General features: G+C 48.4%; 13 protein-coding genes. 9 read left to right on the top strand and 4 right to left on the bottom strand.

Annotation, left to right across the window (positions count from 1 at the left end):
- Window positions 1-194: 194 nt before the first annotated feature.
- Together I8U19_RS00345 and I8U19_RS00340 are read left to right on the top strand one after the other, a co-directional pair.
- Window positions 195-1,610: a hypothetical protein gene (locus I8U19_RS00345; RefSeq protein ID WP_033101556.1), complete on the top strand. Its 1,416-nt coding sequence runs from the start codon at window positions 195-197 to the stop codon at window positions 1,608-1,610.
- Window positions 1,611-1,684: 74 nt separating this feature from the next.
- The gene (locus tag I8U19_RS00340; RefSeq protein WP_033101557.1) at window positions 1,685-2,626 is read left to right on the top strand and encodes an ATP-dependent DNA ligase; all 942 of its coding nucleotides are present in this window, start codon (window positions 1,685-1,687) and stop codon (window positions 2,624-2,626) included.
- A 138-nt stretch (window positions 2,627-2,764) separates the two neighbouring features.
- Here the strand turns inward: I8U19_RS00340 and I8U19_RS00335 are convergent, their stop codons facing one another.
- A complete protein-coding gene (locus tag I8U19_RS00335; protein WP_198054897.1) occupies window positions 2,765-3,373 on the bottom strand; it encodes a methyltransferase domain-containing protein in 609 nt (202 codons plus the stop codon).
- 173 nt (window positions 3,374-3,546) lie between these two features.
- Here I8U19_RS00335 and I8U19_RS00330 point away from each other — a divergent pair, with 173 nt between their 5' ends.
- A complete protein-coding gene (locus I8U19_RS00330; protein ID WP_152568581.1) occupies window positions 3,547-3,801 on the top strand; it encodes a hypothetical protein in 255 nt (84 codons plus the stop codon).
- 52 nt (window positions 3,802-3,853) lie between these two features.
- Here the strand turns inward: I8U19_RS00330 and I8U19_RS00325 are convergent, their stop codons facing one another.
- Entirely contained in the window at window positions 3,854-4,723 is an 870-nt protein-coding gene (locus I8U19_RS00325; protein WP_033101559.1) for an ROK family protein, read from the bottom strand.
- Between the two features lie 151 nt (window positions 4,724-4,874).
- Here I8U19_RS00325 and ligD point away from each other — a divergent pair, with 151 nt between their 5' ends.
- Entirely contained in the window at window positions 4,875-6,074 is a 1,200-nt protein-coding gene (ligD, locus tag I8U19_RS00320; protein ID WP_370589237.1) for a non-homologous end-joining DNA ligase, read from the top strand.
- A 97-nt stretch (window positions 6,075-6,171) separates the two neighbouring features.
- Entirely contained in the window at window positions 6,172-7,440 is a 1,269-nt protein-coding gene (locus I8U19_RS00315; protein ID WP_198055128.1) for an amidohydrolase, read from the top strand.
- A gap of 150 nt (window positions 7,441-7,590) precedes the next feature.
- Here I8U19_RS00315 and I8U19_RS00310 read toward each other — a convergent pair whose 3' ends face one another.
- Window positions 7,591-7,788 carry a hypothetical protein gene (locus I8U19_RS00310; RefSeq protein WP_033101562.1) on the bottom strand — a complete coding sequence of 66 codons (198 nt, stop codon included), beginning with the start codon at window positions 7,786-7,788 and terminating at the stop codon, window positions 7,591-7,593.
- A gap of 173 nt (window positions 7,789-7,961) precedes the next feature.
- On the opposite strand from I8U19_RS00310, the gene I8U19_RS00305 reads away from it, so the two are divergent.
- The 4 genes from I8U19_RS00305 (at window position 7,962) to I8U19_RS00290 (ending at window position 12,184) form a co-directional block, all read left to right on the top strand.
- A complete protein-coding gene (locus I8U19_RS00305; protein WP_033101563.1) occupies window positions 7,962-8,585 on the top strand; it encodes a hypothetical protein in 624 nt (207 codons plus the stop codon).
- A 261-nt stretch (window positions 8,586-8,846) separates the two neighbouring features.
- Window positions 8,847-9,743 carry a 3-hydroxyacyl-CoA dehydrogenase family protein gene (locus tag I8U19_RS00300; protein ID WP_033101564.1) on the top strand — a complete coding sequence of 299 codons (897 nt, stop codon included), beginning with the start codon at window positions 8,847-8,849 and terminating at the stop codon, window positions 9,741-9,743.
- Window positions 9,740-10,933 (top strand): acetate/propionate family kinase, encoded by a 1,194-nt coding sequence (locus I8U19_RS00295; RefSeq protein WP_033101565.1) that lies wholly within the window; start codon window positions 9,740-9,742, stop codon window positions 10,931-10,933. Before I8U19_RS00300 ends, I8U19_RS00295 begins: the two co-directional genes overlap by 4 nt.
- A gap of 60 nt (window positions 10,934-10,993) precedes the next feature.
- Window positions 10,994-12,184, top strand: coding sequence for a pyridoxal phosphate-dependent aminotransferase (locus tag I8U19_RS00290; protein WP_033101566.1), 1,191 nt, complete (start codon window positions 10,994-10,996; stop codon window positions 12,182-12,184).
- 299 nt (window positions 12,185-12,483) lie between these two features.
- Here the strand turns inward: I8U19_RS00290 and lexA are convergent, their stop codons facing one another.
- The gene (gene lexA, locus I8U19_RS00285) at window positions 12,484-13,107 is read right to left on the bottom strand and encodes a transcriptional repressor LexA (RefSeq protein WP_033101567.1); all 624 of its coding nucleotides are present in this window, start codon (window positions 13,105-13,107) and stop codon (window positions 12,484-12,486) included.
- Window positions 13,108-13,217 lie beyond the last annotated feature (110 nt).

Below are 13,217 nucleotides of genomic sequence, written 5' to 3'. Positions count from 1 at the left end.
TAATTTCACTATATCGGAAAATTGAAACCTGTTTTTTTCAGTTTTGTGTGCAATTTGTTAACAATGGATTTTAGATGACAGAATAGAAATGTAATTTATTATAGATGAAATGATTACATTATTAACAGGAATTGAATATGCATAAAAGTTGCATGGGACGAAAAACAGCGGATAGGTAAAGGAGGCCGGAATCAATGCTGACTCCTGCCCATTGGCTTTATGGTGCGTTTACTCTGCTGGTGATTCTCGCTGTGCTTTTTCGCCGCGGGGTCGTTTTGCTCTCCCTGGTTGGCACCCTTTTGGTTGCCTGGGTGTACAAGGGGAGTTTTGTAGACGGATTGCAGGCGATTTTTAATGCCAACCTGGTAGCCGCCAATGAGCTGTTCAGCATTTTCCTGATTATTACCTTTATGGTGGCCCTGCTGCGGGCCTTGAAGGATTTGGGGGCTGACCGGCAGATGATCGCACCGATTCAACGACTCATGGTTAACGGACACGTTTCTTTTTTTATTCTTGTCGTAATTACTTATGTCATTTCCCTTTTTTTCTGGCCTACACCAGCCGTGCCGCTGATCGGTGCCCTGTTGATCCCGCCTGCGGTCCGGGCCGGTCTTCCGGCGATGGGGGCGGCGATGGCCGTCGCTGTGGCCGGACAGGGAATGGCTCTCTCATCTGATTATGTCATGCAAGTGGCGCCGATGCTGAGTGCCAAGTCAGCCGGAATCAATACGGCGGCGGTAGCGGACAAAGCTCTGATCCTGTCGCTGGTCACGGGGGTGATTGCCAGTGGTTCCGCGTATTTGTACCTGTTCAGGAAAGTGAGAAATCCGGATTTGTACGAGGATGACGCCTTGAACCAGATGGCGGTCATGTCGGCGGAAGAAGATATATCCCGGTGCAGCGGAGCAGAAGAGAAGTGGGGAAGAGTCTTCGCCGTATTGGTTCCGTTCTCCTTGCTTGGGGTAATGCTGTATATGGTTTACACCAAAATCCACGGTCACGGCAGGCTGGAAGGAGCGAACGGAGCCGCCTTTATCGGGGGTGTGGCTGCCGTCCTGTTGATTATGGCTACTTTTGTTCATGGCCGGTTTCGAGCTTTGGAACGGATCAGCGAGCATATCGTGGAGGGATTTTTGTTCTCCTTTAAAGCGATGGGGCCTGTTGTTCCAATCGCCGGATTCTTCTTCCTTGGCAATGGGGATTTTGCCGGAGCCATCCTCTCTGTGCATAAAGGTGCCCCCGCCTTTCTGTTTGACATTGTCAAGACGATGCAAGCCTTTATTCCGGCCAATCGCATCGTGACCTCTTTCGGTATTTTACTGGTCGGCATGGTAACCGGGCTGGAAGGATCGGGTTTTTCCGGATTGCCTTTAACCGGAGCCTTGTCCGGAGCTTTGGCAAGTTCTTCCGGATTTGACCCGTCCACGCTGGCTGCCATTGGGCAGATGGGGTCGGTTTGGACGGGAGGAGGGACTCTGATCGCCTGGTCATCGCTTGTGGCGGTCGCCGGTTTTGCAGGTGTTCCCGTCATGGAGTTGGCCCGGAAAAACGCCATCCCCGTCATCATGGGATTAGTCGTTTCCACTCTGGTCGCCGTTTTCCTGTGGTAGACATCTTTAACATTTCATGTGCGGAAGTGGGGTAAACTGTAGCAAACAGGAGTCATCGAAGAGGGGTTTTCAGGATGCCGCTGACACCGATCATTCCATTTGAGCCAACGAGCACTGACATCATTCCGGATGAGGATAACTGGGTTGCCCAAGTGAAATGGGATGGTGTAAGGGTTTTAACCTATTGGGACGGGAATCAGGTGAAACTCTACAACCGCAAAAAAAACGAGCGTACTTTTCATTATCCGGAGTTACTTCCGATTCAAACGTACTGTAAGGCAAAATCCGTAATTTTGGATGGTGAAATCATTTCGTTGGGTTCTGATGGAAAACCATCGTTTCACGAAGTGATGCGCCGTGATGGAGTTCGGCGTCTGGAACGGGTTAAACAGGTGCGGAAAGATGTGCCGATCTGCTACATGATCTTTGACGTGATTTACTGCGATGGCCAATGGCTGACTGAGCGCAGTTTGCTGGAGAGAAGTGAGATACTCTCTAGGATTATCGTTCCCGGGGAGCATGTGCAACTGGTCACTTCACACGAAGATGCGGAAGCGCTGTTTCAGGTGATAAAAGAACATGAGATGGAAGGAATCGTAATCAAGGACCTTTCCAGTACATATTTGATCAACGGAAAAGACCCGCGCTGGCGCAAGAAAAAATTTTACAGAGACTTAATTGCTGTGGTGGGCGGTGTCACACTAAGAGATACGATTGTGAATTCACTTTTGCTCGGTCTTTTCGATCGTGACGGCCGGTTATGGTATATTGGTCACGCCGGTACGGGACGTTTAACCCGGAAGGACTGGCTTGAACTAACCCGGGGGATCAAGCCGCTTATTATCTCAACCATGCCATTTGCAAACAAACCGTCAAGATGGAAAGAAACCATCTGGCTGAAACCTGAAATCACGGTGAAAGTGAATTTTGCGGAATGGAGCGTTGGCCATACCTTAAGACAACCAAGCATTCAGGCTTTTGTTGATGTTCCGCCTCACGAATGCCTGCTTCCATAAGCGGTCGGAATGTGAAAACGCGACCATCCAGTCAAAAATCTGGCAGGCCCAAGCTCTTCCTCATGCCTAAAGAGGCAGCGTTGGACGGAACCAAATCACTGCCTGTGAATGCGTGAAAAGGCCGACTGACCATTCTGGTTATGGATGAACTTTTCTGGCGATCAAGATATTCATCGCGTGTTTGTGCGGAACACCACTGGAATTGCAATCGAAGATGATTTCTTCAAATGAAATGATTTCCCAATCCCAATAGTAGTTGAGCAAATCCCCGGAACGATAAAAATATTCGTCCGTTCCCCAGTCCGGAGCGGTTTCAATAAACGGCTTTTCAACAAATACATTGAAGACGTTTAATCCGCCGATGTTGGTATGTTCCTTATAGTTTTTGAATTTTTCTTCCCGAAGAGAGGGAGACAGATAAGTCAGGGTTCCGCTTGAATATACAATACCAAACATTTCCGTCAGGTTTAATTCATTAAGATTGGCTTGAACGGTTTTGATTGTCAGTCCTTCTTGGTCAGCCCATTTCTGTGCCTTTTGCAAACCGGGTTGGGAAACATCAACGCCAACCGTATCAAATCCGTTTCGGGCAAAATGGATAATGTCCTTCCCTTCTCCACAGCTAAGTTCGATGATTTTTCCTTTATTTTCAGACGTAACCAACTCTACTGCGCGTTTGCAGAGTTGGTTGGGTTCGCGTCTCCAGTAAAACTCGTCCTTGCTGTATACTTCATCGTAACTCTTCATTGCCACTTAACCACCTTCTCTCAAAACAGTTTGAATGAATCTATTTTATCAAGGGAATATTTTGAATTACAATTTTTTTCATTATCTATTGGTGAAGCCTTGACTCAACTTTTCCGATTCATGGATGACAGTCCGACTGGTATCCGGTCACGAGAAAAGGGGGTGGGAGGCGTATGGAGCAAACGGGTCTGTCTGGAAGACTTAGGCGGTTGAAAGCTCTGTGTCGCATGTTTCATGGGAATGCCGGGGATAATTTAATTGCAAACAACGAAAGGAGGATAAGGATGGAAGATCAGTCCCGGCAATACGAAATTCCTGATCTCCGGAATCATCGACAGGTGATGAACAAAATAACGGAACTGGAAAAGGAAATAGCAGATTTAATAAATAAAGAAGTTTCGCTTGTTGTGTATGCAAAAGAAACGTAGGCAGCAAAAGCTGGTGTCCGGCAGTACGGAACCAGCTTTTGGATGTTGCCGGTCAATTCGCGCCGCAAGCCTGTTTTCCGAGCAAGAGCGAGCCGATAATCCCGGAATCTTCTCCCAAGTCCGGAGGAACAATATACCGGTTCAGTGGAGATGGAAAAGATAAATATTGGTTCAGCATTTTCTCCAGCTTTGCATAAATGGAAGGAAAGAGCTGTTTCTGATTCATCACGCCTCCGCCTAAAATGATTTTTTGCGGTGCCAGAATCAGGATATAATGCATCAGTGCCTGTGCGATGTAGTAGGCCTCAAGTTCCCACACTTCGGGGTTGCCCGCGAGTTCGCTCCCTTTTTTGCCCCAGCGCTCCTCAATCGCTGGTCCGGAAGCCAAACCTTCAAAACAGTCTGCATGATACGGGCACTTCCCGGTGTACGGGTCATCCGGATGCCGCCTGAGCAAGAGATGGCCCATTTCCGGATGTGAAAATCCTTGAAGAAGTTTTCCGGATATGACGGCTCCTGCTCCGATTCCAGTTCCCACGGTGATATACAAACAGCTGTCAAGCCCTTTAGCGGCGCCAAAGGCTGATTCGCCCAGAGCTGCTGCATTCACGTCCGTATGAAAACCGACAGGAACGGACAATGCTTCTTGCAGCGTCCGAACCATCGGAAAATTCCTCCACTTCTTTTTGGGTGAGGTTGTGATGTAACCATAGGTCGGACTGGCCGGATTGATATCGATCGGTCCAAACGAACCGACGCCGATTGCTTTTAACGTGAATTTTTTGAAAAAGTCAATCACTTGCTTCATCGTTTCCCCCGGTGTTGTGGTGGGGAATTGAATTCGTTCCGTCACATTTCCATGTTCGTCTCCGACAGCGCAGATAAATTTGGTGCCGCCTGCTTCTATTCCCCCGATGACCATAATGTTACCCTCGCTTATAAAGAATATTGATGATATTGAATTTATTTTCTATTATAAACTTCTTCGCGGTTCCGGGCGAACTGAAACCGAAATAAACTGAAATAGATCAGTTGAATGACTCTGCGAAAAAGGGAGATAGGCTCATGTATTGGTGCTGGTGTATCATTCCGGTGGTTTATTACATCGCGGTTCCGTTTGTTTATCCGTACCCGGAAACAGACCCGCCGAATCCGAGGCCACCGCGGCCGACAAGACCGCCGACGCCACCGCGGCCCATCCGGCCGATCAGACCTGTCCGCCCGCCAACTCCTCTGACTCCCGGGCCGGGAAGACCCGTCCGCATGCCGCCGGAGCGAAGACGTCCGCGCAGGGGATTTTACGGATAGATCTCTTAAGAAGGCAGATAATAAACAGAGTGATTCCTTCAGCCGAAAGGTGTGAAGAAACGGTGGCAGACGAACGATATGTGCAAGTGGAAGGAGTCGAACTGAAAATTTCCAATCCGGATAAAATGCTGTTTCCGCAGGCGAGAATTCGCAAATGGGATTTCATCATGGCGTGCGCCCGGCTGGCTCCTTATTTGCTCAAGTATTGCCGCAATCGGCTGCTTACGACGATTCGTTTTCCCGACGGGGTGGGCGGAGAATCTTTTTTTCAAAAAAACGCCCCGTCTTTTCGGCCTTCCTGGATTGAAACATATCGTTCCGGTGAGATTGATTATATCCTGCTGAACCAGGTTCCGTCCTTGATTTGGTTGGCTAATCTTGCCGCCCTGGAGTTCCATGTCTCTTTTCATACTGCCGCGGAAGAATCCTTTCCGACGGAGTTGGTGTTTGACATTGATCCGTCCATCCCTGACTTTTCCAAAGTGGTGGAAGTGGCACTGCTGACACGTCAGGTTCTGAACAAGTTGAATCTGGATGGCATTGCGAAAACATCGGGAGCGACGGGATTGCAGATCTACGTACCGATTGAACCGGTTTATACATATGAACAAACGAGAAGAATCGGGGAGATGATCGCCCGTTATTTAACCGAGCAGCATCCGGCTTTGGTGACGATTGAGCGCAGAGTGGAGAAGCGCGGGGACAAAGTCTATTTTGATTACTTGCAACACTGGCATAATAAAACCTTAATCGCTCCCTATTCACCGAGGGCGGTTCCCGAAGCGACGGTGTCCACCCCGTTGCAATGGGATGAGGTCACGGAAAAGTTAAGTCCGAAAACGTGGACTCTCCATACGATTTTCTCCCGGCTGGAGGAAAAGGGGGATTTGTTTGCCCCGATCTATGGTGGTGAGCGTTACCGCCTGGATGAAATTTTGCGCTTTTTGGAGCAACACAGGCTATGAAGATTGAATTTGTTCATGTTATGCTTAACTGGTAAAAGGAAAGAGAATGGAGGAAGCTCCTTTGAAACGCATTTTTATCCATGCAGCTTTACTGCCGATGGTGGAAGGGCAGGAAGATGTGATCCGGGACGGTGCCCTGGGAATCGAAGGAGATACGATTTCTTATCTCGGTCCCGTACCAGAAGAGTCTGTACTTGCACAGTATGATGAAGTAATCGATATGAGCGGGAAAGCGATATTGCCGGGATTGATCAATACGCACGGTCATGCGGCAATGTCACTTCTGCGGGGATATGCGGATGATCTTCCGCTGCAAACATGGCTTCAGGAGAAAATTTGGCCCCTTGAAGCGAAATTTACGGCAAAACAGGTCTTCGACGGGACGGCATTGTCTGTTCTGGAAATGATCAAATCGGGTACAACCTGTTTTCTCGATATGTATGATCACATGGATCAGGTAGGGAAAGTTGTGGAGGAATCGGGCATCCGTGCACGCCTGTGCCGCGGGGCCATCGGGTTGTGCAGCGAAGCCGAGCAAGAAGCGAAACTGCAGGAAGCAGTTCAATTTGCCATCGATTGGAACGGACAGGCGGATGGTCGCATTACGACGATGTTGGCGCCGCACTCGCCCTATACCTGTTCGCCGTCGTACATTGAAAAGTTTGTCGAAAAGGCTGCTGAACTGAATTTACCCATTCATACCCATATGTCGGAAACCAGAGCCGAAGTGGAGCAAAACGTAAGAGATTACGGATTGCGCCCGGTTGAACATCTTCGCCGCCTCGGCTTTTTTGATTTGCCGGCATTGGTGGCGCACGCCGTGCATTTGACGGATGAGGAAATCGATATTTTGGCAGAATATAACGTGAAGGTAGCCCACAATCCCGGGAGCAACTTAAAGCTGGGGAGCGGAATCGCGCCGATCCCGAAAATGCTGGAAAGAGGGATTCGACCGGGCTTGGCGACTGACGGGGCAGCCAGCAACAACAACCTTGATATGTTGGAAGAGATTCACCTGGCTGCGATGATCCACAAGGGAGCCAATCAGGACCCGATCGCCGTTCCGGCCTTGACCGCTTTGAGGATGGGAACCAGTTACGGAGCTGAATCCCTTTTTCTCGATCAGCAGATCGGTACCCTCGAGACGGGAAAAAAAGCCGATTTTATCACGATTGATTTAAGCGGTCCCCATATGCAGCCGCTCCACGATATCGTCTCGCATCTTGTTTATTCGGCCTCGCGGGGAGATGTATGCGATATGTACGTTGATGGCCGGCCGATCATGCGAAACCGTGAAGTATTGACGCTCGATGAAGAAAAAATTTGTCATGAAGCGATGAAGTCATTTGAAGCGATGACCCGCTGAAAATCATCATACCTGCCCTGCGACAGACAGAGAACAGCCATCTTTTGGCATAAACGGCTGCCCCGCAGAAAAAAAGCTGCCAACATATGGCAGCGACAGTGGGACGGTATAAGGAATAGGCAGGAGTTTCTAAGTCATACTAAAGGCAGGTTATATTTTCATATCAATATCCAAATGAAAGCGAAGGGGAATATCGGTGTTTTCCTGAAGCCAATAACGTTTTTGGGCAGATGGGGATGCCCATGTTTCGGCATGGATAAAGGGAGAAAGTTGCCGAAGTTCTTCTTCGCTCAAATGAGTTTGGAGAAACTCATGTACCCACCCCGGGTAAAGGTAAGAGGTTGACATTTGCCATCACCTCCCTTGTTGCTTTTAGTATCACCTAAGCTGTACCCAATATGATTTACACTTTTTTCACGTATGAGGGTTTGAACCAGGCTGCGTTGCGCAGTCTGGTTTTATCATTGGGTGCTAAAATCCGGTGAGGCGACGTAAATATGGGAAAAGGGGAGTGAAGGTACATGTACTGGGTATTATCTTTGCTTCTTTTTATTTTTCTGGGTGTTTGTTCCGGGGATTACCTGGATCATACGGGTCGTTCGGATCACCAGGCCGTACAGGAGCGGGAGGATCAACGGGTGATCAGCGCAATTAACCGCAAATTAAAGGAATCCGCCTACTCCTATCGCCTCACCGTCAAACAGTCGGGACAGGTTCGGGCGTTCACCGGTCAACAGCAGGGTGAGAACTGGATGATCCAGGAAAGCGAAAAAAAGCTGAAGATGGAGAGAAAAGGAAATCATATCCTGATTCATGTTGCCGGGAAAGAAGAGGAAATGACTGCCAAACAAGCGGGTGTCATCTCTCCGCGGGATCATTTGCAGTTGATCAAAGAGATCGCCAAATCGTATCATCCGGTAAATGGCGGTGCGTTCAATGTGGAAATCGATCAGCACAAATGGTTGGAAAAATTAAAAGAGCGGCTCTACCTAGAAGAGGAGACACCACTTTTCGCCCTTTCGGAAAAAATGCAGGTCAATTACCGGCTCCTGCTTGCCCAAAATGGGACGAAATTAAAAAAGATTACCCTGACCATCAAAGGATATGATCCTGATCAGGAACAAGTGCTGACTTATTCGTTTTAAAGGGAACGGATTCGTTCCCTTTTTTTGTTTTTAATTGCGGAATAATGACAACGAACTTGTAAATTCATAAAATTTTATAAAATATCAGCCTGATCCAAGCGGACGATGTCGGGATTTACCTTTATATTTAAGCATTGTTTGTACATTTTATTAAAGAAAGAAGTAAAATCAAGAGGAGATTTTCGGAAAATGTTAAAGAAATATGATCAAGAACCTGTTAAAATATACAAGGTTAATGGAGTGAAAGGAGTTTGAACGGAAGTGGCAAACATTCAACATATTGCGGTCATCGGTGGCGGCACCATGGGCCAGGGGATTGCCGAACTGATCGCTTCCAAAGGATTTGAAACCACCGTAATTGAACAATCAGACGAATTGGCGAAAAGCGCCTATCAACACATAGAGATGAGTCTGGATAAAAAGCTGGCCAAATGGGGAATTACACCGGCGGAGAAAAAATTAACCCTTTCCCGAATCAAGGTGACGTCTGATTTCTCTGCCCTTAAAGACGCAGACTTGGTGATCGAATCGGTCTATGAAGATCTCAACACCAAGATCGAAGTATTTAAGCGCTGTGACGAATTATGCCGGCCGGATGTCATCATCGCCAGCAATACTTCTACGCTCAGTTTGACGGAGATCGCTGCGTCTACAAACCGCACGGACAAGGTGATCGGCCTTCATTTTGTCCACCCGGTTCCCAAAATTCCATTGGTTGAAGTGGTGCGCGGCTTGAAAACTTCGCAAACGACTGTGGAAACGGTACTCAAATTGCTTTCGGATCTCGACATTAAGGGAATTGAAGTATATGAGTCACCGGGGTTTGTGACGACCCGACTCATTATCCTGTTGATAAACGAAGCTCTTTATACACTGATGGAAGGGGTTGCCACCGCGGAGGATATTGACCGGGCGATGAAGATCGGTTATCAATTTCAAGCGGGCCCCTTGGAGATGGCGGATCATTTCGGATTGGATTCGGTTCTCGCGGCGATGGAACGGCTTTATCGCGAATTCGGGGATACCAAATATCGTCCGGCACCTTTGTTGAAAAAAATGGTGCGCGCAGGGCATCTTGGCGTAAAAACCGGCGAAGGGTTTTACCGTTACAATGAAGATGGTGAACGGGTGGATCGCAAGGAGGAACAGTCATTATGAAAATTCTCGTTATTAACTGCGGAAGTTCATCGATTAAATACCAATTGTTTGATATGACTGACGAGTCAGTTTTGGCATCGGGGCTGGTCGAAAAGATCGGGACGGAAAGTGCCATTATCAAACATGAGCCTGCAGGAAGGGAAAAGAAGGTTATTATCAGTGAAATCCTCGATCATCGGGTGGGGCTGAAAAAAGTACTCGATCTGCTGATGGATGAAAAAGAAGGCGTAATCAAAAGCGCCGACGAAGTGTCGGCTGTCGGCCATCGCGTCGTTCATGGCGGCGAAACTTTTGCCCGCTCCGTCGTGGTTGACAGCGAGGTGCGCCGGGCGATTCGTGAAACATTTGACCTGGCACCCCTGCACAATCCCCCGAACTTGATCGGGATCGATGCGGCACAAGCCAACTTGCCGCACGCTGTTCACGTGGCGGTATTTGATACGGCATTTCACCAAACGATGCCGGACTATGCCTATATGTATCCCTTGCCGCGGATTTTGTACCATAAATACAAAGTTCGCCGCTACGGATTTCACGGCACGTCCCATAAATATGTGTCCCAGCGCGCTGCCGAATTTTTGGGCAAACCGCTGGAAGAGCTTAAAATCATCTCCTGCCATATCGGGAACGGTGCCAGCATCACGGCTGTACAAGGCGGAAAATCGGTTGACACCAGTATGGGGATGACGCCGCTTGAAGGTTTGATGATGGGAACGCGCTGCGGGGATATTGACCCGGCCATCGTGCCGTTTGTTATTGCCAAAGAAGAACTTACCTTAAGTGAAGTAAATTCGATGATGAACAAGCATAGCGGACTTCTGGGCGTTTCCGGCATTTCCAGCGACATGCGCGAAGTGATGGAAGCAATGTTCGACGGAAATGCTAATGCCCGACTGGCCATTGATATGTACGTATACAAAATCAAAAAGACGATCGGCGCTTATGTGGCAGCAATGGATGGAGTTGATGCCATCATCTTCACGGCCGGGGTTGGCGAAAATGCAGCCCAGATTCGTGAAAAAGTGTGTGAAGGATTAACATTCTTCGGCGTCGATCTCGACAGGGATAAAAACGGGATGCGCAGTAAAGAGATTCAACGCATCAGCACAGAAAAATCCAAGGTGGAAGTGCTGGTCATCCCGACCAATGAAGAGTTGATGATTGCCCGGGAGACACTGGCACTGGTCTAACCCGGCAGGGGCGTGTTAAGATAAAAAGGAAATGGCTAGAAAATGTGGGGGAGGGGCTCGATGTTTAAATTATCGAAACGAGTTCAACAATTGTCACCATCACCGACCCTGGCTATCACAGCAAAAGCAAAAGCGCTCAAACAGGAAGGATACGATGTGATTGGGCTCGGTGCCGGGGAACCCGATTTTAACACGCCTGAACATATTCTGGATGCCGCCAAGCAGGCGATGGACAGCGGTAAAACCAAATATACGCCTTCCAGTGGTGTTCCGGAGCTGAAACAAGCGATTATCGCTAAACTGAAACAGGATAACGGGCTGGAGTATACACCCGGTCAGATTATCGTGACGGTCGGAGCGAAACACGCTTTGTACAACCTGTTTCAAGTTCTTCTCGACGATGGGGATGAAGTGGTTGTACCAGCGCCTTATTGGGTAAGCTATCTGGAGCAAGTCAAGCTGGCCGGCGGCAACCCGGTCGTAATCGAAGGAAAAGAGGAAAACCAATTTAAGATTACGGCCGAACAATTGCAAAATGCGATTACGAAGCGAACCAAGGCCTTGATTCTCAACAGCCCATCCAACCCGACGGGTATGCTCTACTCAGAGGAAGAATTAAGAGCCATCGGGGAAGTCTGTGTGAAAAACGGGATCTTAATCGTGTCCGATGAGATCTATGAACATCTTATTTATGATGAAGAGAAGCATCATGTGAGCATGGCCAGTCTTGGCCCTGAATTTTATCAACATACCGTCATCATCAACGGTGTATCCAAAACCTATTCCATGACCGGATGGCGAATTGGTTTTGCTGCCGGGCCGGAGCCGATTATCAAGGCCATGTCCGGTTTATCTGATCACAGCACTTCCAACCCCACTTCGATTGCTCAATATGCTGCAATTGCCGCACTTACCGGAACGCAGCAACCCGTCGAAGAGATGAAAAAAGCATTTAAAAAACGCCGCGATTATGTGGTTGAAAGGGTAAATGAAATCCCGGGATTCTCCTGTCAAAAACCCGATGGCGCTTTTTATGCCTTTATCAACATTCGGGAAGCGCTGAATCAATCGGGCAAATACCGCACACCGGAGGAATGGGCGGCCGCTCTCCTCGAAAAAGAGCTGGTTGCTGTTGTTCCGGGGGGCGGTTTTGGCTCAAGCGATCACATTCGCATCTCCTATGCCACTTCACTGGAGCAATTGGAGCAGGCACTTGACCGGATTGAACGATTCGTCAAGGAAAATCGCTGAGCAAAAAAGCAGCAGCCAGGGTCATTGGTTGCTGCTTTTCCTTTTCATGTGAATTTGACTGGGACAAAGATCGGTGCTGCTGTTCCGCCGAAGGGTTGAACGGTGACGGCGATCATTTTGAAAGTGGCAGCAGTCCGGACCGGAAAAGACTGAATTACGGAATTTGATATATTCTAAAAACAAGGAATTTAAAGATAATTACCGAAGCTGAAGGATAGGGCGGTTGTTGAAAAAACCCTCACCGGATTGTGAGGGTTTTGAGTGTACGGGTGAGTCCTTCTGAAAAAAACGGGGTGCCTCTATATCACTTCGCGTATTAAACTGATCACTTTTCCCAGAATGGTTACCTCAGGGAGACGGATCGGTTCCAAACGATCATTTTCCGGTTGCAGGCGAATATGGTCTGCTTCTTTGAAAAAGCGTTTTACCGTCGCTTCTCCGTCAGGAGTCATGGCGACCACGATATCCCCGTTTTCTGCTACTCGCTGCTGACGGACGACGACATAATCCCCGTCGAGGATTCCTGCGTTGATCATGCTGTCGCCCCGGACGGATAACAGAAAGACGGTTTGATCCGGACCGACGAGACGCAACGGAAGCGGATAGTAATCTTCTATGTTTTCGATCGCCGTAATCGGTTCGCCGGCCGTCACTTTCCCCACCAGGGGAACCATGACCGTTTCTACCTGATTTTTAACGGATAGATCAGGGCGATTTAAAAGTTCGATCGCGCGTGGTTTGGTTGGATCCCGGCGTATGTACCCCTTTTTTTCCAGGCGGGCCAGGTGACCATGAACCGTTGAGCTTGAAGCCAGCCCCACCGCTTCCCCGATTTCGCGAACCGATGGCGGATATCCTTTTTCCAGTACCTCTTTTTGTATGTATTCCAAGATCGCTTTCTGTCGCGGCGAGAGTTTTTTCATGGTTTTCTCATCCCCCTATATGTACTGAGACACGTTCCCTCTTTTTTCTATTTTAAGTATACATGAAAACAGAAAAAAGAACAAACATTTGCCAGAATGTTTGTTCTCGA

The organism is Thermoactinomyces sp. CICC 10523 (genome assembly GCF_016055105.1).
Classification (GTDB): Bacteria; Bacillota; Bacilli; order Thermoactinomycetales; family Thermoactinomycetaceae; genus Thermoactinomyces_A; species Thermoactinomyces_A daqus.
This window is presented reverse-complemented; position numbering and strand designations above follow the sequence as displayed.